Source organism: Kitasatospora sp. NPDC101801 (assembly GCF_044766665.1).
In the GTDB taxonomy this organism is placed as follows: domain Bacteria; phylum Actinomycetota; class Actinomycetes; order Streptomycetales; family Streptomycetaceae; genus Kitasatospora.
On the sequence record NZ_JBIWML010000038.1, the window covers coordinates 1 to 21,577 of the forward strand.

Below are 21,577 nucleotides of genomic sequence, written 5' to 3' on the forward strand. Positions count from 1 at the left end.
CAGGTTCGACAAACGCGGCTACGTCTACCTCGGTACCGTCACCGCAGCCGCGCTCGTCATCTGGCTCCGCTCATGATCGCCAGGACACTGCCTAGCGCACTCGGGCCGCTCGGCCATCCTCTGAGCTCCGAGGTACCGCCGCCCGGGCGCGCGGACCATTCTGGGGTCACTTCACCGACCCCAGGGGGACACCACCATGAATCTCAAGCGTTCAGCCGCCGCTCTGCTCGGCGCCGTGGCACTGGCACCGGTTCTCCTCGCCGGGGCAGGCGCGGCCCAGGCAGCCCCGGTGGCCCAGGCGGCCGCCGTGCAGATCGCGGCCGGCTCGCCGTCGGTCTCGCCGTCGGTCACGCCCCGGACCTTCAGTTACGACACCAACATGCTCGCGATCTACTGCCCGAGCGGGAGCCTCTGCGTCGCCGTGGACGACCCGGGCGCGCAGAAGTGGAGGGTCTTCGACTTCGACCCGTGCCGGACCTACTCGGTGTACAACTGGGAGGGCGGCGGCTACTACATCAACAACCAGACCGGTCCCAACGCCACTGCGGTCTTCTACGGCACCAACGGGAACGTCAGCGCGCCGATCGGCACGCGGGCCGGGATCAACCTGCACCCCATCAACTCGCTCAGGAACTGCTGGTAGGCCACCCGGCCGGCCCGGCTCCGGTGCCCCACCACCGGAGCCGGGCCTTCGGCGTGCGCGGGGCCACCCGCCGGGCGGTGAGCCATGACCCCGGCGGCTCGGGACCGACCGTGGCTGACCGGGGGCGGGCCGGGTACCGTGAGGATCCTGCTGGAAGGGGTGGGGGCGGGTGCGGTCAGGGAGCGGAACGGCCGGGTGGCGCAGGCCGGTTGAGGTGGTGCGGAGGCGGCTGCTGGCCGAGATCAACGCCACCGTGCACGGGGACGACCTGCACCTGGAGCGGTACGACCGCCCGGCCGGCGACCCGGGGCTGTTCGGGCCGGACAGCGTGGTGTGGCGGGTGAACGGGCATCCGGCCGGGATGCTGGTGGGGGGCTTCGCGGCGCTGCTGCTGCAGTCGCTGCACCCGCTGGCGATGGCCGCCGTCGACGCCAACTCCGACTTCCGGCCGACCCGACCGGGCGGCTGCACCGGACGGCGCGGTTCGTCACCACCACCACGCTCGGCTCGACGGCCGCCGCCGAGCAGGCGATCGCGGCGGTGCGCCGGATCCACCTGCGGATCCGGGGCACCGCGCCGGACGGCCGGCCCTACCGGGCCGACGATCCCGAGCTGCTCACCTGGGTGCACGTCGCCGAGGTGCACTGCTTCCTGACGGGTTACCAGTACTTCGCCGCCACTGCGCTGAGCGCCGCCGAGTGCGACCGCTACTACGCCGAGTCGGCGCGGGTCGCCGAACTGCTGGGCGCCACCGGCATACCCCGTTCGCGGGCCGAGGTGGCGGACTACCTGGACCGGATCGGCCCCGAGCTCCGGGTCACCCCGCCCGCGCTGGAGGTGGTCCGGCTGCTGCGCGGGTTCGGCCGCAGCCGCCGCGAGCGGCTGGCCGTCCGGCTGCTGACGAACGCCTCGATCGACCTGCTGCCCGGCTGGGCCAGGGCCGAACTCGCGGTGCGCCGCCCGGGGTTCGTCCGGGCCGGCTGGGACCGGCCACTGGCCCGGGCCGGTGGCCGGATCATGGTCTGGGCCTGCGGACCGTCCGAGATCCGGACCACGGCCCTGGCCAGGGCCACCGCCGCGACGGTGGACAGCGGCCTCCGGTAGGCCCGGAGCCGGTCGGGCGTTCCAGGAATTGAGCCGGCCATGCCCACTATGCTGGAGCCCGTACGACACGGGGGAAGCCGCATGGTGACCATGCGGCGCGTGGGGACGGCCTGGCGGGTGCCGGCGGTGAGGTGCGTGGAGCCACGTCCGGGCGCCCGGCGGGACGCCGACGGCTGTCACCGAGGCGGGGCACCTTCTCCCGGACGTGCGTAGTTCCGCTCCAGGGGGGTCCGACATGTTGCGCATTCACTTCACCGGGGCCGACCTGGCCCGCACCAGGGTGGCGGATCGTCCCGATCCGCTCTGGGAGACGGTCCTGAGCCTGCGAGCTCTGCAGCGTCCCGCGAACTGGCCCGACTCCGAGGCGCGGCGGCGGGAGGTCGTGACCAGGCATGCCGCCGACCTCCCCGCGCTCCTCCCGCTGGTGCGGCCGATGGGCTACTTCCCCGACTTCCTCACGCCACCTGACGGGGCGTTGGGGCTGGAGGAGGGCCTGGACGCCCTGCTGCACACGGCGAAACCACGGCTGGCCGGCGATCTGGCGATTCTCGGCTCCGAGGCGAAACTCCCGTCCTGGGCACGCGAGTTGGCCGCAGGCCGGCCGGGCGCCCTGCGGCGGCTCTGTGACACCCTGCGACGCTACTACCAAGGAGTGGTGGCACCGGTCGACCAGGCCATGCAGGCCCAGGTGCGGGCCGAACGCACCAGGCGGATGCGCATCGTCGACGAGTCGGGAACGGCGGCCATGCTGTCCGGTCTGAGCCCCAGCATGCGCTGGGTGTCGCCGGTGCTCGAAGTCGCCTACTCGGTCTCCCAGGACCTGCACCTGGACGGCCGGGGGCTGTTGCTGGTGCCGACGATGTTCCGCAGCCACACGCCGGTCTCGCTGCTGGATCCGACCCTGCCGCCGATCCTGACCTACCCGGCACTGCGGCGGCCCTACCCCGGTGTCGCGGACCACGGGAAGCGGCTGGAGCCGCTGCTCGGGCGCACCCGGGCCGCCATCCTCTGCTCGGTCGGCGAGCGCGCCCGGGCGACCACCGAGCTCGCGCGGCTGCTGGCGGTCTCCAACGCCTCGGTCAGCCAGCACACCGCCGTGCTGCGCGAGGCGGGCCTGATCACCTCGACCCGCCAACGCAACCACGTCCTGCACGCCGCTACCCCGCTGGGCGCCTCGCTGCTCCAGGGCTGACGACCCGTCGGGCCGCCCGGTCAGCCGGCCGTCACCGCCTCCAGGTCGGAGAGCAGCTCGGAGGCCGCGACCGGGTCGAGGTCGCCGAAACGGAGCGAGTGGTGCCGGTCGGACCAGTGATAGCCCGGGGTGGGGCCGAGCCAGACCGTCCGGAAGGTCTGGTCCGGGTAGACGTCGAGGTTGCCGACCGCGATGCCCTCGTCCAGGTCGATGACCAGGTGGCAGCCCTCGCCGAGCGGCTTGGAGATCCAGCACTCCACCCCGTTGTCCTGCGGCTCCCCGCGCTGCCAGCCCCGCTTGGTCAGCCCGAGCACGCGGCCGACCGGGACGGTGCTCCCCTCGAACCGGTCCAGCCGGTCGGCGGCCGACTCCTCCGGCGTCAGACGGTGCACCGGCCGGTCGAGTTGGGGGAACGGCTGCGGGACGTCGGCGAACAGCCGGGACCAGGCGGCCACGGCCAGCTCGCCGAGCTCCAGCGGATGGGGGAGCAGGACCGTCGCGTCCTCGGGCAGGGCGAACTCCGCGCCGCCGAGGCCGGTGAGGCGGTGGTCACCGGTGACCCGGAAGTCGGTGCCGGCCGCGTGCCAGACCAGTCGCCGCACCAGCGGCCCGACCAGCGGGTGCCCGACGAACAGCTCGCGGAACTCGGCCGCGGTGACGCCGCGTCGGGTGACCATGGCCGCCTCCAGCCGGCGGACCTGGTCGGCGCCGACCGCGCGGACCTCCTTCTTCAGCGCGACGAAGCGCTTGCGTTCGGCGGGGGCCAGCACCGGGTCGTCGCCGGCGTTCGGGGCGGGCAGGTCCTTGAGCCGCCGGCCGTCGGTGTCCAGGACGAAGGGACGCAGCTGCTCGTCGAAGCCGACGGTGAACCGGCGCGGACCGTAGTCGACCTCCGTGGTCCCGTCCGGGTCGAGCCCGAGGTCGGGGACCAGCCGGTCGAAGAGCTGCTCGCCGGTGAGGCCCAGGCCCTCCGCCACCTCGGCGATCCGCTCCTGGGCCCGCAGCTTCAGGGCCTTGAACCGGACCCGCTGGGCGATGGTGTGCAGGTGCAGCAGGGCGCTGTCGCTGCCGATCTCGGCCAGCACCGTCAGGCCCTCGACCGCGCGGTGGTGCGCGCCCTGGCCCGGCCAGTCCCGCAGGACCGGGGTGAGCCGACGGGCGGTGTCGTCGTCGCCGAGCGGCCCGAGCGCGTGCAGGGCCCAGCTCTCCCCGCCCGGCATGCCCGCCTGCCGCCACTCCTCGAACAGTGCCCAGCCGAAGGCGGCCAGCGAGTCGGCCCGGCAGCTCTCCAGCACGACGGCCAGCCCGGGGTACGGGTCGCGCTGCTTGGACAGGGCTAGCACGGTCAGCACGTGCCCGACGGCCTCGTCCGGCAGTGCTTCGCCCGAGTGGAGCAGGAGTTGGGGCAGCACGGCGGGGTGCGCCCAGCCGGGCAGGACGGGCATCCGGGCGGGCAGCGCGCTCTCCAGCGGGTCGGTGGCCAGCGCCTCGGCGGCGATCTCCGCCGGCTGCTCGCCGTACCGCTCGACCACGGCGGTCAGTACGGCCTCCCGGCCGGCGCTGCCCGCGACCAGCCGGAGCGCCTGCTCGGCCGCGTCCCGGGCCTGCCCGGCCGGGCCGACCGCGTCGGGTATCAGCAGCAGGGCCGCCGGGACGCCGTGCCGCTCGAACCACGAACGGGCGGTCTGCTGCATCGACTTGAGCCGGACCAGGCAGTCCGCCATCACCCGCGCCGCGGCGACGTCGAGGAACGGCAGCAGCAGCGGCGCGAGGGTGCCGGGCTGGGCGGCGGCGACGGCCGCCGCCATCGGCAGCGCCGCCAGGCCGTACCGGGCGACGACGGGGCGGAGCTGCTCCAGGCCGCGCCGCAGCTCGGTGGGCCGCCAGCCGGTGAGCCAGGGGGTGAGCACCTCGACCGGGCCCTGCATCAGCAGCCGGCCGGCCCGCCAGAGGCTGTCGCGGTTCCGGAACGCTTCGGCCGCCTCGGCGGCCCAGTCCGTCGCCGCCGGGTACTCCCAGGCCGGGGCCTCGGTGCCCGCCCAGCTCTGCTGCTCGCCGGGGAGCCAGACCAGCTGGGCCGTCCCGTCCGGCTGCAGGCCGTCGAGCACCCGGGCCCGGCGGGGTGTCCGCGGTCGGGTCCAGGGCGGCGAGAGCAGCAGCGGCGGCAGGGCCTCCGGCGCGGCCTCGGCCACCCGCCCCCGGGAACCGTCCAGCGAGTGGACCAACTCGGCGCTCCGTTCGTCGAGTTGCGGCAGTACCTCAAGCAGGGCGGCGGGATTGAGGGCCAGGTGGGTGCGCAGGAGCTGCCGTGCGGTGGTGGCGCCCGGGTCGTCCTCGAGTGCGGCGGCCGCGAGCAGTCGGACGGCCCGGACCGGGTAGCGCTGCATCGCCTCCTGCAGGGCGAGCCGGACGGGCTTCCGCTCCCGCCGGGCCAGCAGCAGGCGGAACGCGTCGTCGGTGGGGAACTGCACCACCGCCGTGGCGAGGTCGCGCAGCTGGTCGGACCCGGAGGTCAGGTCGAGTACCGGACCGAGCAGCGGCGCGCAGGCCGCGCCGATGCCGTCGGCGAGGGTGGCGACCGAGTCCACCGACCAGCTGATCCAGTGGAGCCGGGTGAGCGGGCCGAGGCGGTCCAGCTGCTCGGGACAGTCGAGCGCGGCGAGCAGCATCCACCACAGCTGCGGACGACCGTCGCCGTGGCCCGGCTCCTCCGCCACGCAGGCGTCGGCCCAGCCCGGTGTGCCCGGCGCGAGGAAGGCCGCGACCACGCGGCGGCGCGGTGTGGTCCGGCAGTCCGCCAGCGCGGCGACGGCCTCCCGGTACGCGTTCTCCTCCGCGGTGGCGAGCAGCGCCCGGACCCGGTTGGCCGGCGGGCGGACGGCGTGCGCGTGGAGCGGGGCGGTCGGGCCCCGGAACCGCAGCGCCTGCTCGCTCCGGACCGACCCCCGCTGATGCCAGGTCACCTCGACGTCGAAGATCTCCAGCACTGCGCGGGCGGCGAAGGCCAGGCCGTGTTGCACCGCCCAGGCGTCGGCGAAGGTCGAGATCTCGTAGCCCTCGTCCTGCCAGCTGCTCGGCAGCATGCCCGCGACGGCGGCGGCGCCGACCGGGTCCGGCTCGCCGGCCAGGTAGGCGCGCGCGGCGCGGGCCAGGGCCGGGTCGGTGCGCGGGGAGGTGAGGACGCTCTCGATCCAGTCCCGGCCGGCCGCGATGCGCTGCTCGGCCCGGTCCACCACCCCCGGCGCGGGGGCGGGCGCGGCCCGCGCCGCCCCGCCGCGCCGGGGCTCGACCAGCCGCACCCAGGCGGCGGGCAGCACGAAGGTGTCCTCGTCCGGCCCGCCGGCCCCGGCCTCGACGTGGTGTCCCGCCACCTGCTTGCCCTCGTGCCGCACAGTCGCTCCTCGGTGCCGAGCGGTCACCGGATGTCGGAGACCGCGTGGGCCTGTCGTCGGACTCCCGTCGTCGCCCGGAGGGCGGCCCTGTGGCGTCTGGTGCGTGCTCTCGGTGTGCCGGGCGGGAGCCCTCGTACTGGGTCGTACGTGGGCTTTCGTCCGGTGCGGTGAGCGTGCGTGCCAGGCGTCGTGGGGCAGGCGGGAGTTCGAGGACAGGTCCTAGGAGCGAAACCCTAGCCAGCGCCGCCGACAGCCGGCGCGGACGCCGCCGCTCAGAGCGGGAGGGCCAGCCCCAGCCCGCCGGGGTCGGTGGGGCCCAGCGCCAGGGCGTCGCGGACCTCGACCGGGAGCGGGCGCAGGCCGAGCAGACCCGCCGTCAGTTCGGCCGCCGCGCGGTGCCAGTCGGCCGAGCGGCGGAGCAGCGCGTGGCCGGAGCCGTGCACGGTGTAGCCGGCCACCCGGGCGCCCGCCGCGCGGGCCCGGGCGGCGAACAGGCGGGTGAGCTCCGGGTCGGTGACCCGGTCGTGGTCGCCGTGCAGGGTCAGCACGTTGCGGTCCCTGAGCTGGGCCACCGGGTCGCCCACCGGGCACCACGGGGCCAGCGCGACCACGCCGGTCACGCACTGGTGGCCGGCGGCCTGGAGGGCGGCCCGGCCGCCCATCGAGTGCCCGACCAGCACGGTCGGTACCGGACCGAGCTCCTCGGCCAGGTCGCAGAGCGCCGCCGCGGCGTCCCGGGCGGCGTCCGCCCGGTCGCCGTTCCAGCCCCGGTAGCGGTAGCGCACCGAGCCGACCGCGACCACGCTGCCCGCCGTCTCCCTGGCCACCGCGCGGGCGAAGCCCTGCATCCGCAGGCCCGGCAGGTTCACCGGCCCGGGCCGGCGCTCGCTGGTGACCTGGCCGCCGTGCAGCACCAGCACCGCCGCCACGGCACCCTCGGTCGCCCCGCGCCACGCCAGGGCCCGGTGCCCGGCGACCCGCACTCTGTTCATCTCCACCGACTCCAACTCTGACCACCCACCAAGGGACGGCCACTGTACGCCCGAAACACGGTGCCCCGGAGGCAGCGGTCGGACCGCCCGCCGGCGCGGTGCGGTTCGTACAGTGGTGGATGCCGGAGCCGCCGACTGAGAGGCCGTCACCATGAGCGAGAGCACCGCCCGTACCGTCCGTGCCGAGATCGGGGTGATCGGGGGCTCGGGCCTGTACGCGCTGCTGGACGACGTCACCCAGGTGACGGTGGAGACCCCGTACGGGGCGCCGAGCGACGCGGTGTTCGTCGGGGAGGTGGCCGGGCGGTCGGTGGCGTTCCTGCCCCGGCACGGCCGGGACCACGGGCTGCCGCCGCACCGGATCAACTACCGGGCCAACCTGTGGGCGCTGCACTCGCTGGGGGTGCGGCAGGTGCTCGGCCCGTGCGCGGTGGGCGGGCTGCGGGAGGAGTACGGGCCCGGCACGCTGGTGCTGCCGGACCAGTTCGTGGACCGGACCGACGGCCGGCAGCAGACCTACTACGACGGTCTGCCGCTGCCCGGAGGCGGCCGGCCCGAGGTGGTGCACGTGTCGATGGCCGACCCGTACTGCCCCGACGGGCGGCGGGTGGCGCTGGCCGCCGCGCGGGACTGTGCCTGGGAACCGGTGGACGGCGGCACGCTGGTGGTGATCGGCGGCCCGAGGTTCTCCACCCGGGCGGAGTCGCGCTGGTTCGCCGCCAACGGCTGGTCGGTGGTCGGGATGACGGGTCATCCGGAGGCCGTGCTGGCCCGCGAACTCGGGCTCTGCTACACCTCGTTGGCCCTGGTCACGGACCTGGACGCCGGGGTGGAGAGCGGCGAGGGCGTCACCCACGCGGAGGTGCTTGAGGTGTTCGGCCGGAACGTGGACCGGCTGCGCACGGTGCTGTTCAAGGCGCTGGAGAGCCTGCCCGCGACCCGCGACTGTCTGTGCTCGCACGCCCTGGACGGTCTGGCGACCGGCCTGCCGGGCGTCTGACCGGCCGTCACCGCTGGTGCGATGGCGGCCGGTCAGACGGGACGGGCGGTCACCCGGCGAGGACGGTGAGCGCCTGACGGGCGCGCCGGTCGGCACGGTCCGCGCGGTCCCTGAGCCGGAGCGCGCGCCGGATGCGGTGGTCCTCGGCCTCGCGCAGCCGGGTGTCGATGGTCGCGCGCGCTGCTTCGAGTTGGAAGGTCATGATGGTCCCCCTGTCGACGGGTGGTCCGACGACATCACCGTGATGTCAGCCCCTCGGGCCACCCTCTGTGCTTACGATTCTACACCAGATCGAGACCAACGCCTTGTAATTTCCGGCACGTTCAGATGTACACCTGTTGATCGAAGGGTAAAGCGCCGGTTTGGCCTCGGCTCCCCGAGGACGGACCGCCCGCCGCCCGCCCCGCTGCCCGATGATGGACGGGTGCCAGAAGGAGACTCCGTCCACCGCGTCGCCGGGCAGCTGGACCGCGCGCTCACCGGTCTGCCGCTGCTCACCGCCGACCTGCGGGTGCCCGCCCACGCCACCGCCGATCTGACGGGGCGCCGGGTGCTCGGCACCGTCCCGCGCGGCAAGCACCTGCTGACCAGGTTCGACGGCGGGCTGACCCTGCACACCCACCTGCGGATGGACGGCCGGTGGGCGCTGTACGGGCCGGGGCAACGCTGGACCGGCGGCCCCGGGCACCAGATCCGCGCGGTGCTCGGGGTCGAGGGGCGGACGGCCGTCGGATACCGGCTGCCGGTGGTCCAGCTGCTCCGCACCGTCGAGGAGGACTCCGTGGTCGGCCACCTCGGGCCCGACCTGCTGGGCCCGGACTGGGACCCGGCCGAGGCGGTCCGCCGACTGGCCGCCGACCCCGAACGGGCCCTCGGCGCAGCCCTGTTGGACCAGCGCAACCTGGCCGGGATCGGCAACATCTACGCCAACGAGCTGTGCTTCCTGGCCGCGCTCACGCCCTGGGCCCCGGTCGCCGACGCCCGTCCCGTACTGGACCGGCTGGCCGCCCGCGCCCACCAGCTGCTCGACGCCAACCGGGAGCGGCCGGGCCATCCGACCACCCCCGACCCCCGCCCGGGCCGGCAGCACTGGGTCTACGGCCGGGCCAGCCGCCCCTGCCTGCGCTGCGGCACACCCGTCCGCACCGCCCGGCACGACCGGGAGCGCCCCGCGTACTGGTGCCCGCGCTGCCAGCGCGGGCCTGCTCCTCGATGAGGAACTGGGCCCGGCGGGCCCCGCTTCGGCCGGTCAGGGCTCGATCAGGGCCGGGTGCCGGGGGTCGTCGCAGCGCACGGTGAGGTCGGCGAGCGCGCTCGGATCGGTCTCGGCCTGGTAGCGGGCGAAGGCGGGCAGCGTCCAGCGCTCCTCGGCGGCCGTGCGGCGGGCCAGCGCGGCGGGGCTCAGGGCAAGGTGCACGGTGAGCTCGAACGGCAGCCAGCGGCCGAGCAGCAGCGGGCCGTCCAGCAGCAGGACGCCGCCGGGCGGAAGTTCCACGTACCCGGCCCGGGTGGCGCGGTCGGTGGCCGGGTCCCAGAAGGTGGGCAGGACGCGGCCGGTGCCGCCGGGCTCCAGCGGGTCGAGCACCTCGCGCAGCAGCGCGCCGTCGTCCAGCCAGCTGTCGTGGTACGCGTCGGCGTCCTGGTGGCCGTACTCCAGCCGTACCGAGGCGGGGCGGAGGAAGTCGGTCGCCGAGACCCGCAGGACGGGGCGTCCGCGCAGCCGCAGCGGTTCGACCAGGGCGTCCGCCAGCGCGCCGGGCCCGGCGGCGGGGGCGCCGTCCAGCGCCACCCTGGTCCGGCGGCCGTCGGCGGACAGGCCGGCGATCCGGTCGGCGAGCAGTTCCGCCAGCCGCTCCGGGGAGATGGGGTGCACCCGCACGGGATCGGTCTCCTGCCTCTGGTCGGTGGGTCCGTCGAAGTATGCCCCGGGCTGCTGCGGAGGGGCCGTTCGGGCCGGTGCTATCGTCGCGCCAGACCGGCGGCCGATCGGCTGACGGACCGTCATCTCCGCTGGAGGAAAAGCGCTGTGCCCATGCTGAGCCTTGCCGACGTCGACGCCCTGGCGGCCGAGGCGCACGCCGGACAGTTCGACAAGGTCGGCGCGCCGTACATCGGGCACGTCCGGGCGGTGGCGGCGGGCGTCGCCCCGTTCGGGATCGGGCTGCAGATGGCCGGACTGCTGCACGACGTCCTGGAGGACACCCCGCTGACCGCCGACGACCTGCTGCGCGCCGGGGTGCCGTTCAGCGTGGTGGCGACCGTGCGGCGGGTGACCAGGCTGCCCGGAGTGGGCTACCCGGAGATGCTCCGGCAGGTGGTCACCGACCACGCGGCCACCCTGCTGAAGATCTCCGACAACGCGCACAACTCCCACCCGGCCCGGGCCGCCGCGCTGGCCCCGGCCGACCGGGAGCGGCTGGCCGAGCGCTACCGCTCGGCCCGCGCGGTGCTCTGGCCCGCCGCGGCGGTGGCGGACATCCGGGCGGTGCTGTCCGTGGTCAACCCCGCGCTGCTGGCGGAGCTGGCCCCGGCGGACTGACGGGCGCAGGCTGGAGGTACCCGACCAGGAGGGAGTGCCGCCATGTCGGACCTCCAGGAGCGCTTCGGCGACAAGGCCGCCACCGACCGGGACGACGTCCGGTCAGCCGATCCGGAGGAGGGCGTCACCTCCTACCAGGTCGCCCACGCCTGGCAGGAGTCGCAGGCCGAGGGCGACCGGGAGGACGAGCCCGCCGACGACCCGCTGCGCTGACCGGTGCCCGCCGCCCCGGCGGCGCGGGACAATCGCGGTATGGGAGACACGGAGAACGGCGGCGGGGACGCGGCGGGCCGGCTGGAGCAGGTCTGCCCGGAGTGCGGGCGGCTCCGCGGGGGCCCGGCCTGCGCCTGCGGGGGAGCGGCCCCGCCGGCCGCCCCCGCCCCGGGGCGGCGCCCCGGGCGGGACCGCGACCCGGCGGGCCGGGCCCGGAACGGGCGGCCGCGCGACGGCCTGGGCCGACCGCTCCCGTACGGGGCCCAGGGCGCCCCGCGCCAGCCCGAGGGCGTGCGGCGCTCGGCGGGGCGGACGCTCACCGAGGCCCAGCAACTGCTGGACGCCGGAATGCCGTTCCACGCCCACGAGGTGCTGGAGGACCGCTGGAAGGCCGCCCCGGAACCGGAGCGGCCGCTGTGGCGCGCCCTCGCCCAGTACGCGGTCGGCCTCACCCACGCCGCCCGGGGCAACCCGACCGGCGCGGCGGCATTGCTGGCCCGGGCGGCGGAGGGGCTGGCCCCGTTCGAGGCCGCCCCGCCGTTCGGCATCGAGGTCGCGGCCATCCGCCGCTGGGCCGCCCAACCGGCCGCCGTGTCCACCACGGTGCCCGCGCCGGAGGTCCCGGCGCTGCGGGCACGGTAGGGCCGGGCGGCGCGGCGGGGCAAGCCCCGCCGGGCACGGCACCGGCGCGCAGCCGTCAGATCCGGTCGCCGTAGTCGGCCTCCAGCCGGTGGAGCTGCCGGGGCCCCGGGATGCCGTCGGCATCGGCGCCGGAGTCGCCGATGCTGAGCTGGTACTGGCGGAAGCTCTCGGTGTCGGCCGGGCCCCAGACCGGGCCCGGGCCCTCGGCGTAGTGCGAGCAGCCGGCCGCGACCAGCAGCCGGCCGAGGGTGGTGATGTGGTCGCCGACCGCGCCGGGGCCGTACGGGCGGCCGTCGATCACCACCTGACGGGGGATCAGCGGGGCGGGCAGGTCCGACTCGTCCGCCTGCTGGCCGAAGTACCGGACGCCGGGCCGGTCGCGCCAGGCGGGGTCGGCGGTGACCAGGCCCTCGGGGAAGTCGGGGTAGCCGTAGGAGTCGACGTAGCGGGAGCGGCGCTGGTAGACCCGGCGGTAGACGCCGTCGCCGTTGGCCGAGCCGTCGTCGTTGGTGTTGCCCGCCACCACCGTGATGGTGGTGGCGGTGTACCCCAGCACCAGCCCGGTGTGCTCGCCGCCCGGGCCGTACGGGCCCTCGGGAGTGCCGAACAGCACCTGGGCGCCGATCGCGGGATAGACCGAGAGCCGGCCGCGCCGCTCGAACCAGCCCCGGGCGACCGAGCAGGAGGCGGTGTCCGGGTAGCGGCCAGCGTTGCCGCTCTCCACCGCGACGGCGGCGACGAAGTCGGCGCACCAGCTCTCGGCGGGGCGGCCCATCGCGGCCGAGAAGCGGTTCTGGTTGTCGGCGCCCTCGCGGTAGCCGAGATGGCTCCGGGCGGTCTGCAGCATGGCCCTGGCTCCGGACATGTGGTCTCCAAACGACGAGCGGGCCGAGTCCGGCCGACGCGGGTGCTGAACCGCCGTCAGCGTAGTTCTGAGCTGCGGAGGTTCCCCGGTCGATGCCGCCCCGCTCACCCGGATGGACCCGTCCCGTGCCCCGGCACGCCGGGGCCCGTACGCCGGGGCGCCCGGCGCAGGTTCACCGCTCGCCGCCCGGCCAACACGTCCGGGTGAACCAGACCGGGACCGGGTTTCGGGGACGGACCGGCGCGCCCTGGAGCCGACGGGCATCCCGGTCGGCGCCGACCGCCTCGGAGTCCGTGCTCCCCAACCAGGGCCGGACCAGTCCCCCGGCACGCGTGCTCGGCACGTGAATGACTCGTTTCGTCCCGGCGGCCGGTCCCACACCCGTCTGCGGCCAGAAAGGCTCTGCGCGGGCACCACGGCGAAATTCCACTATCCGTCACAAGATCCGATGTGTCATCGGTACCAGCCGAGCTGACGGCTGGTGAGCTGCCTTGTCCCCGAGGCAGGTTGCTACGCAAACGGACTGTCCTCGGGCTCCGGTTCGAACGCAGCCGTCGCGGGGTGCTCGGGGTCGTCGCCCAGCAGCGCGGCGGCCCCAGGGAGCGCGCGGTGCACCTCCGGTGAACTGGCGGCCGGTCAGGTCACCGGCACGACGACGGCGCCGCACCCCCGCTCCGGGGGTGCGGCGCCGTCGTCGGAGACTCAGCAGCGGCCGAACGTCTCGCACTCCTCCCAGCGGGTGGCCGGGACCTCGGCCGGGGCGTCGTGCAGCGCCGGGGCGTTGAACGACTTCAGGCCGGGAGCGGCCGGCGCGGCGGGCGCCGACGGCGTGACCGCCGGGCCGGTGGCCAGCCGGACCGCGATCGCGTCCAGGACGCTGCGCGGGCGGGCCCCCGGGAAGTTGTTGACCAGGACCGAGAAGGCGAGCCGGCGGCCGTCGGGCGCGGTGGCGTAGCCGACCAGGTTGTCGACGCCGCCCATCGAGCCGCTCTTGGCGTGCACGTTGTTCTCGGCGGCGGTGCCGCGCATCCGGGCGGCCAGGGTGCCGCCGACCAGCGGCGCGGGGTTGCCCGCCACCGGGAGGGCGTCGTACCAGGTCTTGAACCACGGCTTGTTCGGGGCGAGCTTCAGCAGGGCGGTCAGCTTGGAGGCGCTGACCAGGTCGTACCGGGACAGGCCGGAGCCGTCCACCTGACGGCCGGTCGGCTGCTCCAGGCCGTTGGTCTTGAGGAAGCCGTTCACCTGGGCGACGCCGGCGCTCCAGCTGCCCTGGTTGCCCTTGACCTTGCCGATCTCCTTGAGCAGGTGCTCGGCGATGCCGTTGTTGCTGAGCTTGAGCATCGGCACCAGCAGCTCGCCGAGCGGCCGGGAGGCGTGGTTCACCAGGGTCTGCGAGGTCTCGGTGCCGGTGGCGGCCTTGGCCGGACGCAGCACCCGGACGCCGTGCTTGGCCAGCGCGCCGGCGAACACCTCGCCGGTGTAGGTGGTCGGGTCCTCCACGGTGGCGAAGGAGGTGACCGGCGCGGAGCCGACGGCCAGACTGCCGGTCAGCGTCAGCTCGTTGACGCCCCGTCGGCGCTCGACGCCGCTGGTGCTTCCGCTGCCGGCCGCACCGGTGGTGATCTGCCCGGCGAACTTCACCGGCGCCTCGGCCGGGAACAGGGTCACCGTGGCCGGCTGGCCCGCGGTGGCGGCCGGGGTGACGGTCACCTTGACGGTGTCCATCGAGTACTCGGCGTCGGGGGCGACGGTGAGCCCGGAGATCTGCGGGCTGTAGGAGTACGCCTCGTCGTCCCAGGCCCAGCCGGGGCCGAGCGGGACTGAGTCGTACCGGCTGCCGTCGGCGAGCACCCGGCCGGTGACGGTGGTGATGCCGGCCGCGGCCACCTGGGCGGCCAGGTCGTCCAGGTCCTTGGGCTGCAGGCTCGGGTCGCCGCCGCCGCGCAGGATCAGGTCGCCGTTGAGGACCGAGCTGTAGCGGCTGCCGGTGGTGCGGACCTCGGTGGTGAAGACGTGGTTCTCGCCGAGCAGATCCAGGGCGGCGGCGGAGGTGATGGTCTTCAGGGTGGAGGCCGGGGTGAGCAGCGCGTCCGCCTGGTGCTGGTAGACCACCTGACCGGTGCTGGTGTCCACCACCTGCACGCCCGCCTGGGCGGTGGCCAGCCGGGGGTCGGCCAGGATCGCGTCCAGGTCGGCGATCAGCTTCGGGTCGGCCGGGGTGGAGGTGTCGGCCTGCGCGACGCCCGCCAGCAGCGAGGCGGCGATGGCGACGGCGGCGAAGGGGAGGACACGGCGGCGGTGGGTGCGCGCGGGCAGCAAGGGTGCTCCTGGGCAGTCGGGTACGACGAGGCGCACGACAAACCCACCGCGCCCGGAGAACCGGCGCGGAACGGCCCGGAGCCCCCCGTTTGGCGTACACAGACTAGCAGCCGGGTGATCACCGAGAGCTGCCCGGAGCAGCCCCGGTCAGGACGGCACGCGCGCCCCGCCACCGGCCTTGGTGGCCTCGACCATCGCCTGGTGCAGATTGCGCGCCGCCGTCTCGTCGGCCACCGGAACGGGGCTGCCGACCACGGTGAACCAGTCCTGCGCCCCGGTGTACTGGATGGTGATCCGGGCCTCGCCGTCCACCCACGTGGTGTGCAGGGTGAGGTCTCCGGTGATGGCTCCGAGCTCCTCGGTCAGGACACCGCCGTGCCCGGCCCGGATGCCCTGTGTGGTCCACGTCGCCCAGGTCTCCACTGTGCCTCCCCGCTGCTCTCCGGCCTCGCGGCCGTGCGTGATCATGCGTCAAGAGTTACCCGCCACGGTACCCCGGGACGCGGACCATCACCCCCTGTCACCTGTGAGGGGAGCGTGAGGGGGCAGACTGGAGGCATGTGCCGAAGCATCAAGACCCTGCGCGCCCCGGTGACCCCCGAAGTGACCGAGGACGACATCCACGCGGCCGCGCTGCAGTACGTCCGGAAGGTCTCCGGTTTCCGGGCGCCGGCGGCGCACAACCAGGAGGCGTTCGACCTGGCGGTGGCCGCCGTGACGGCGGCGACCCGGGAGTTGCTGGAGCACCTGGTGGTGCGGGGTGCGCACCGGCACGGTACGGACCACGAGCACCAGCACTGAGGCGGGGGCGGGGACGGGGGTCAGCCGAGGAAGCCCCGGAGCAGGGCCGCGGTCGCTTCCAGGTGCTCCTCGGTGACCCGGCGGGCGGCCTCGACGTCGCCGTCCAGGATGGCCCGGACCATGGCGTGGTGCTGCTCCGAGGCGTGGTCGATGTTCCGCCCGAGCACCGGGATCGCGTTCAGCAGGTCGTTCAGCCGCATCCGGCTCTCGGCCACCCCGGCGGCCAGTGACCGGGAGCCGGTCAGCTCCGCGATGGCCAGGTGGAAGCGGGAGTCGAGCTGCCGGTACTCCGCCGGCCCGGACCGCTCCAGTTCGTCCAGGCACCGGGTCAGGTAGGCGGACTGCTCGGCGCTGAGCGCGCGCCGGGCGGCCTGCTCGGAGGCGCCGGTCTCCAGCACCATCCGGAAGGTCAGCGCGTCCTCCAGCTCGGCCCCCATGTCCTGGACCGCGCGCCGGAGTTGGCCAAGATCAGGGTCGGGCGGCGGCAGCCGGTAGGTGACGAAGGTGCCGCCGTAGCGGCCGCGTCTGGACTCCACGCAGCCGGCCAGCTGGAGCGAGCGGATCGCCTCGCGCAGGGTCTCCCGGCTGACGTGCAGCCGGGCGGCCAGGTCGCGTTCGGCGGGCAGCCGGTCGCCGTAGCCGAAGACCCCGAGCTTGAGCGCCTCCAGGATGCGTTCGACGGTCTCCTCGAAGGCGTTGCCGGTCCGGACCGGGCGGAAGATCGCCCCGCCCTGCCAGTCCATCAGCGAGCCCTGCCCGCCCGCCTCGTCGGCCCCGGAGTCCACGCCGGAATCGTACCCATGCCCGGGCCCCTTGACGGCGCGGCGTGGTCGGGTGAAACATGCTCACCACATCAATGGTCTGGTTCCAGTCCATTGATCTCCACAACGCCGTGGGCGCACGTTTCGGACCTCCCCCACCGAACCCCCAAGGGGTGCGCATGCCTTCCGAGCACACTCTCAGCGACACCGTCGGTGACGACGAACACCGGCTCCGCGAACTCGGCTACACCCAGGAGCTCGCCCGTTCGATGTCGGGCTTCGCCAACTTCGCGGTCTCGTTCTCGATCGTCTCCATCCTCTCCGGCTGCCTCACCCTCTACGGCTTCGGCCTGAACACCGGCGGCCCGGCCATGATCACCTGGGGCTGGCCACTGGTCGGCCTGATGACCCTGTGCGTCGCCCTCGCGATGGCCGAGATCTGTTCCAGCTACCCGACCGCCGGCGGGCTCTACTACTGGGCCGCCAAGCTGGCCCGACGCAACGGTCCGGCGGTCAGCTGGTTCACCGGGTACTTCAACTTCATGGGCCAGGTCGCGGTCACCGCCGGCGTCGACTTCGGCGCCGCCTTCTTCACCAACGCCTTCCTGGAACTCCAGTGGGGCTACACCGCCACCCCCGCGCACACCGTGCTGCTCTTCGCGGTGATCCTGGCGCTGCACGGGCTGCTGAACACCCGGGGCGTCCGGCTGGTCGCGCTGTTCAACACGGTCAGCGTCTGGTGGCACCTGATCGGGGTCGCGGTGATCGTCGGCGCGCTGGTCCTGCTGCCCGCCGAACACGCCTCCGCCTCCTTCGTGTTCACGAAGTTCGTGAACAACACCGGCTTCCACAGCAGCTTCTACGTCGCCATGCTCGGCCTGCTGCTCGCCCAGTACACGCTGACCGGTTACGACGCCTCGGCACACATGACCGAGGAGACCAGGGACGCGGCCCGCTCCGGGCCGAAGGGCATCGTCAACTCGGTGCTGGTCTCGCTGGTGGCCGGCTGGGTGCTGCTGCTCGGGCTGACCTTCGCGATCACCGACTACGACGGGGCGCTCGGCAGTTCGACCGGCGTGCCGCCCGCGCAGATCTTCATCGACGCGATCGGGGTGGGCGGCGCCAAGCTGCTGCTGCTGATCGTGATCGGCGCCCAGTTCTTCTGCGGGATGGCCTCGGTCACCGCCAACTCCCGGATGATCTACGCCTTCTCGCGGGACGGCGCACTGCCGGGCTCGCGGATCTGGCACCGGATCAACCCGCGCACCCAGACCCCGACCGCCGCCGTCTGGCTGGCCACCGGCGGGGCGTTCCTGCTCGGCGCGCAGTACCTGTGGAACGCCACCGCGTACGCCGCCGTCACCTCGGTCTCGGTGATCGGGCTGTACATCGCGTACGTCGTCCCGGTGTACCTGAGACTCCGTCAGGGTGACGCCTTCGAGCGCGGCCCGTGGCATCTGGGCCGTTGGAGCAAGCTGGTCGGTAGCGTGGCGGTCGGCTGGACGGCGCTGATCACGGTGCTGTTCATGCTGCCCACGGTCAGTCCGGTGACCGCCGTCAGCTTCAACTACACCCCCGTCGCGGTGGCGGCCGTGCTCGGCTTCGCCGGAGTCTGGTGGCTGGCGTCCGCCCGGCACTGGTTCACCGGGCCGAAGGTCACCGCCGAGGACGAGCCGATCACCGTATTGGAGAAGCGATGAGCAGCCCCCGCCTCACCCTCGACCGGTTGCGCGAGCTGATCGGCACCGGCGCCGTGGACACCGTGGTGCTCGCCCTCACCGACATGCAGGGCCGGCTCCAGGGCAAGCGGATCGCGGCCGGGCACTTCCTGGACGAGGTGGTGGAGAACGCCGCCGAGGGCTGCGGTTACCTGCTGGCCGTGGACATCGACATGAACACCGTGGACGGCTACGAGGTCTCCTCCTGGGAGACCGGCTACGGCGACTTCGTGCTGAAGCCCGACTTCGACACGCTGCGGATGGTGCCCTGGCACCCGGCCACCGCGATGGTCCAGTGCGACGTGCTCCAGCACGACGGCACCCCGGTCGCGGTCTCGCCCCGGCAGGTGCTGCGGCGTCAGCTGGAGCGGCTGGCCGGGCACGGCTGGCAGGCGTACGCGGGCACCGAGCTGGAGTTCATCGTCTTCAAGGACAGCTACGAACAGGCTTGGCAGAAGGACTACTTCGGCCTCACCCCGGTCAACCAGTACAACGTGGACTACTCGATCCTGGGCACTTCGAGGATCGAACCGCTGCTGCGCCGGCTGCGCAACGAGATGACCGGCGCCGGGCTGACCGTCGAGTCCGCGAAGGGCGAGTGCAACCTCGGGCAGCACGAGATCGCCTTCAAGTACGGCCCCGCGCTGGCCACCTGCGACGACCACGCGGTCTACAAGACCGGCGCCAAGGAGATCGCCGACCAGGAGGGCTGCAGCCTGACCTTCATGGCGAAGTACAACGAGCGCGAGGGCAACTCCTGCCACGTCCACCTGAGCCTGCGCGACGAGCAGGGCCGGGCGGTGTTCGCCGCTGACGGTCCTGGCGGCTTCTCCCGCACCATGGAGCACTTCCTGGCCGGGCAGCTGGCCTGTCTGGCCGAGTTCGCGCTGCTGCTGGCGCCGACCGTGAACTCCTACAAGCGGTACGTGCCGGGCAGTTTCGCGCCCACCGCGATCGCCTGGGGCCGGGACAACCGGACCTGTGCGCTGCGGGTGGTCGGCCACGGCGCCTCGCTGCGGTTCGAGAACCGGGTGCCCGGCGGGGACGTCAACCCGTACCTGGCGCTGGCCGCGCTGATCGCCGCCGGGCTGCACGGGGTCGAGCACCAGCTCGCCCTGGAGCCCGAGTTCACCGGCAACGCGTACGCCTCGGACGCGCCCCGGGTGCCCAGCACGCTGCGCGACGCGGTGGCCGCCTTCGAGGCCAGTGAGGCCGCCGGGCTGGCCTTCGGCAAGGACGTGGTCCGGCACTACGCACACGCCGGCCGGGTCGAACTCGCCGCCTACGACGCGGCGGTGACCGACTGGGAGCGGCGCCGCGGATTCGAGCGGCTGTGACGGGGCGTCCGCTGATCGGCGTCAGCAGCTACCGGGACGAGGCCGCCTGGGGGGTCTGGCGGCAGCCCGCCGCGCTGATCCCGCAGAGCTACGTCGAGGCCGTCGAACGGGCCGGCGGCCTGCCCGTCCTGCTGCCGCCGCAGGACCCGGCGGGCGCCGCCCGGGTGCTGGCCCGGCTGGACGGGCTGGTGCTGGCCGGCGGCCCCGACCTCGACCCGGCCTCGTACGGCGCCGCGCCGCACCCGCGGACCGGCGAGCCGCAACCCGCGCGGGACGGCTGGGAGTTCGCGCTGGCGAGGGCCGCGCTGGACAGCGGGCTGCCGCTGCTCGGCGTGTGCCGGGGCATGCAGCTGCTGAACGTGGCGCTCGGCGGCGATCTGGTCCAGCACCTCGACCCGCCGGACCACCAGGTCGCCCCGGCCACCTTCCGCTGGCAGGAGGTGCGGACCGCCCCCGGCAGCCGGCTGGCCGCGATCCTGGGCGGCCAGGCCAAGGTGCGCTGCTACCACCACCAGGCCGTCGGCCGCCCGGGCGAGGGCCTGGTGGTCACCGGCCGGGCCGCCGACGACACGGTCGAGGCGGTCGAACTGCCCGGTGAGCGCTTCGTGCTGGGCGTCCAGTGGCATCCCGAGACCGACCCTTCCGACCCGCGCCTGTTCCAGGCCCTGATCAAGGAGAGCACCCAGTGAGCAGTGCCGAGCCCGACGTCTTCGAGGTGGTCAACCCGGCCACCGAGGAGGTGATCGCCACCGTCCCGATGACCTCGCTCGCCGAGACCGACGCCGCCATCGCCCGGGCCGCGGCCGCGTTCGAGGGCTGGCGCCGGGTCGCCCCGGCCGACCGGGCCCGGCTGCTGCGGGCCTTCGCCGCCGCCGTGGACGCCGACCGCGAGCACCTGGCACAGCTCGAGATCGCCAACGCGGGCCACACCGTGGGCAACGCCCGCTGGGAGGCGGGCAACGCCCGGGACGTGATCGAGTACTACGCCGCCGCCCCCGAGCGGCTGTTCGGCCGGCAGATCCCGGTGGCCGGCGGCGTGGACCTGACCTTCCAGGAGCCGCTCGGCGTGGTCGGCATCATCGTGCCGTGGAACTTCCCGATGCCGATCGCCGCCTGGGGCTTCGCCCCCGCGCTGGCGGCCGGGAACACGGTGGTGCTCAAGCCCGCCGAGCTCACCCCGCTGACCGCCCTGCGGCTGGCCGAACTCGCCCGGCGGGCGGGCATCCCGGAGGACGTGTTCCAGGTGCTGCCCGGGCGCGGACCGGTGGTGGGGCTGCGGTTCGTCACCCACCCGGCCGTCCGCAAGGTGGTCTTCACCGGCTCCACCGCCGTCGGCAAGGCGGTGGCGGCCGGCTGCGCCGACCAGGTCAAGCAGGTCACCCTCGAACTCGGCGGCAAGAGCGCCAACATCGTGTTCGCCGACGCGGACCTGGCCAAGGCGGCGGCCTCCGCCCCGGGTGCGGTCTTCGACAACGCCGGGCAGGACTGCTGCGCCCGCTCCCGGATCCTGGTCCAGGCGAGCGTGCTGGACGAGTTCCTGGCCGCCTTCGAGACCGCCGTCCGGGCGGTCCGGGTCGGTGACCCGACGGACGAGAAGACCGAGATGGGCCCGCTGATCTCGGCCGCCCACCGGGCCCGGGTCGCCTCGTACGTCAACGAGCCCGCGTTCACCGGCAGTTGCCCGGACGGGCCGGGCTTCTGGTTCCCGCCGACCGTGCTGACGCCGGGTCGGACGGACGACCGGGCGTTCACCGAGGAGATCTTCGGCCCGGTGGTCAGCGTGGTCCCGTTCCGGGACGAGGCGGACGCGCTGCGGATCGCCAACGCCACCGAGTACGGCCTGTCAGGATCGATCTGGACCAGGGACATCGGCCGCGCGCTGCGGGTCGCGCGCGGCGTCGAGGCGGGCAACCTCTCGGTCAACTCGCACTCCTCGGTGCGCTATTCGACCCCGTTCGGCGGCTTCAAGCAGTCCGGCCTCGGCCGGGAGCTGGGCCCCGACGCCCTCAACGCCTTCACCGAGACCAAGAACGTCTTCATCGCAACGGAGGAGCTGTAG

General features: G+C 74.3%; 21 protein-coding genes. 13 read left to right on the forward strand and 8 right to left on the reverse strand.

The window, feature by feature from the left end; translation table 11 throughout:
* The first annotated feature begins 196 nt into the window (after positions 1–196).
* From ACIRPK_RS29775 to ACIRPK_RS29785, 3 genes are all read left to right on the forward strand, one after another.
* Positions 197–643 carry a hypothetical protein gene (locus ACIRPK_RS29775; RefSeq protein ID WP_403044017.1) on the forward strand — a complete coding sequence of 149 codons (447 nt, stop codon included), beginning with the start codon at positions 197–199 and terminating at the stop codon, positions 641–643.
* A gap of 333 nt (positions 644–976) precedes the next feature.
* The gene (locus tag ACIRPK_RS29780) at positions 977–1,747 is read left to right on the forward strand and encodes an oxygenase MpaB family protein (RefSeq protein ID WP_403044020.1); all 771 of its coding nucleotides are present in this window, start codon (positions 977–979) and stop codon (positions 1,745–1,747) included.
* Positions 1,748–1,982: 235 nt separating this feature from the next.
* Entirely contained in the window at positions 1,983–2,939 is a 957-nt protein-coding gene (locus tag ACIRPK_RS29785; protein ID WP_403044023.1) for an ArsR family transcriptional regulator, read from the forward strand.
* Positions 2,940–2,959: 20 nt separating this feature from the next.
* Here the strand turns inward: ACIRPK_RS29785 and ACIRPK_RS29790 are convergent, their stop codons facing one another.
* Positions 2,960–6,331 carry a DUF4132 domain-containing protein gene (locus ACIRPK_RS29790; RefSeq protein WP_403044025.1) on the reverse strand — a complete coding sequence of 1,124 codons (3,372 nt, stop codon included), beginning with the start codon at positions 6,329–6,331 and terminating at the stop codon, positions 2,960–2,962.
* A 272-nt stretch (positions 6,332–6,603) separates the two neighbouring features.
* The gene (locus ACIRPK_RS29795; RefSeq protein WP_403044028.1) at positions 6,604–7,323 is read right to left on the reverse strand and encodes an alpha/beta fold hydrolase; all 720 of its coding nucleotides are present in this window, start codon (positions 7,321–7,323) and stop codon (positions 6,604–6,606) included.
* Between the two features lie 151 nt (positions 7,324–7,474).
* On the opposite strand from ACIRPK_RS29795, the gene ACIRPK_RS29800 reads away from it, so the two are divergent.
* The gene (locus ACIRPK_RS29800) at positions 7,475–8,323 is read left to right on the forward strand and encodes an S-methyl-5'-thioadenosine phosphorylase (RefSeq protein ID WP_403044030.1); all 849 of its coding nucleotides are present in this window, start codon (positions 7,475–7,477) and stop codon (positions 8,321–8,323) included.
* 49 nt (positions 8,324–8,372) lie between these two features.
* On the opposite strand, the gene ACIRPK_RS29805 is transcribed toward ACIRPK_RS29800, so the two are convergent.
* On the reverse strand, positions 8,373–8,525 hold the full coding sequence (locus tag ACIRPK_RS29805; protein ID WP_403044033.1) for a hypothetical protein: 153 nt from the start codon (positions 8,523–8,525) through the stop codon (positions 8,373–8,375).
* A 222-nt stretch (positions 8,526–8,747) separates the two neighbouring features.
* Here ACIRPK_RS29805 and ACIRPK_RS29810 point away from each other — a divergent pair, with 222 nt between their 5' ends.
* Positions 8,748–9,539 carry a DNA-formamidopyrimidine glycosylase family protein gene (locus ACIRPK_RS29810; protein ID WP_403044036.1) on the forward strand — a complete coding sequence of 264 codons (792 nt, stop codon included), beginning with the start codon at positions 8,748–8,750 and terminating at the stop codon, positions 9,537–9,539.
* A 33-nt stretch (positions 9,540–9,572) separates the two neighbouring features.
* Here ACIRPK_RS29810 and ACIRPK_RS29815 read toward each other — a convergent pair whose 3' ends face one another.
* Positions 9,573–10,202 carry a uridine kinase gene (locus ACIRPK_RS29815; RefSeq protein WP_403044039.1) on the reverse strand — a complete coding sequence of 210 codons (630 nt, stop codon included), beginning with the start codon at positions 10,200–10,202 and terminating at the stop codon, positions 9,573–9,575.
* A 153-nt stretch (positions 10,203–10,355) separates the two neighbouring features.
* On the opposite strand from ACIRPK_RS29815, the gene ACIRPK_RS29820 reads away from it, so the two are divergent.
* Genes ACIRPK_RS29820 through ACIRPK_RS29830 form a run of 3 tightly spaced genes read left to right on the forward strand, consistent with a single transcriptional unit; the run spans position 10,356 to position 11,717 of the window.
* Positions 10,356–10,862, forward strand: coding sequence for a phosphohydrolase (locus tag ACIRPK_RS29820; RefSeq protein WP_403044178.1), 507 nt, complete (start codon positions 10,356–10,358; stop codon positions 10,860–10,862).
* A gap of 42 nt (positions 10,863–10,904) precedes the next feature.
* Positions 10,905–11,075, forward strand: coding sequence for a hypothetical protein (locus ACIRPK_RS29825; protein ID WP_403044041.1), 171 nt, complete (start codon positions 10,905–10,907; stop codon positions 11,073–11,075).
* A gap of 39 nt (positions 11,076–11,114) precedes the next feature.
* The gene (locus ACIRPK_RS29830) at positions 11,115–11,717 is read left to right on the forward strand and encodes a DUF309 domain-containing protein (RefSeq protein WP_403044043.1); all 603 of its coding nucleotides are present in this window, start codon (positions 11,115–11,117) and stop codon (positions 11,715–11,717) included.
* Positions 11,718–11,772: 55 nt separating this feature from the next.
* Here the strand turns inward: ACIRPK_RS29830 and ACIRPK_RS29835 are convergent, their stop codons facing one another.
* The 3 genes from ACIRPK_RS29835 to ACIRPK_RS29845 all read right to left on the reverse strand — a co-directional run bounded on the left by ACIRPK_RS29835 (position 11,773) and on the right by ACIRPK_RS29845 (position 15,369).
* Positions 11,773–12,582: a peptidoglycan-binding protein gene (locus ACIRPK_RS29835; protein ID WP_403044046.1), complete on the reverse strand. Its 810-nt coding sequence runs from the start codon at positions 12,580–12,582 to the stop codon at positions 11,773–11,775.
* A 702-nt stretch (positions 12,583–13,284) separates the two neighbouring features.
* The gene (dacB, locus tag ACIRPK_RS29840) at positions 13,285–14,901 is read right to left on the reverse strand and encodes a D-alanyl-D-alanine carboxypeptidase/D-alanyl-D-alanine-endopeptidase (protein ID WP_403044049.1); all 1,617 of its coding nucleotides are present in this window, start codon (positions 14,899–14,901) and stop codon (positions 13,285–13,287) included.
* 147 nt (positions 14,902–15,048) lie between these two features.
* A complete protein-coding gene (locus ACIRPK_RS29845) occupies positions 15,049–15,369 on the reverse strand; it encodes a hypothetical protein (protein ID WP_403044051.1) in 321 nt (106 codons plus the stop codon).
* Between the two features lie 90 nt (positions 15,370–15,459).
* Here ACIRPK_RS29845 and ACIRPK_RS29850 point away from each other — a divergent pair, with 90 nt between their 5' ends.
* On the forward strand, positions 15,460–15,702 hold the full coding sequence (locus tag ACIRPK_RS29850) for a DUF2277 domain-containing protein (RefSeq protein WP_403044053.1): 243 nt from the start codon (positions 15,460–15,462) through the stop codon (positions 15,700–15,702).
* A gap of 20 nt (positions 15,703–15,722) precedes the next feature.
* Here ACIRPK_RS29850 and ACIRPK_RS29855 read toward each other — a convergent pair whose 3' ends face one another.
* Complete coding sequence (locus tag ACIRPK_RS29855; RefSeq protein WP_403044055.1) at positions 15,723–16,487, reverse strand: FadR/GntR family transcriptional regulator; 765 nt, start codon at positions 16,485–16,487, stop codon at positions 15,723–15,725.
* A 155-nt stretch (positions 16,488–16,642) separates the two neighbouring features.
* Between ACIRPK_RS29855 and ACIRPK_RS29860 the strand changes: the two genes are divergently transcribed.
* Genes ACIRPK_RS29860 through ACIRPK_RS29875 form a run of 4 tightly spaced genes read left to right on the forward strand, consistent with a single transcriptional unit; the run spans position 16,643 to position 21,577 of the window.
* Positions 16,643–18,163, forward strand: a complete 1,521-nt coding sequence (locus tag ACIRPK_RS29860) for an amino acid permease (RefSeq protein WP_403044058.1) — start codon at positions 16,643–16,645, stop codon at positions 18,161–18,163.
* Entirely contained in the window at positions 18,160–19,518 is a 1,359-nt protein-coding gene (locus ACIRPK_RS29865) for a glutamine synthetase family protein (RefSeq protein WP_403044060.1), read from the forward strand. The genes ACIRPK_RS29860 and ACIRPK_RS29865 overlap by 4 nt, the downstream gene beginning before the upstream one ends.
* A complete protein-coding gene (locus tag ACIRPK_RS29870; protein ID WP_403044063.1) occupies positions 19,515–20,207 on the forward strand; it encodes a gamma-glutamyl-gamma-aminobutyrate hydrolase family protein in 693 nt (230 codons plus the stop codon). Before ACIRPK_RS29865 ends, ACIRPK_RS29870 begins: the two co-directional genes overlap by 4 nt.
* Positions 20,204–21,577, forward strand: a complete 1,374-nt coding sequence (locus ACIRPK_RS29875) for an aldehyde dehydrogenase family protein (RefSeq protein WP_403044065.1) — start codon at positions 20,204–20,206, stop codon at positions 21,575–21,577. The genes ACIRPK_RS29870 and ACIRPK_RS29875 overlap by 4 nt, the downstream gene beginning before the upstream one ends.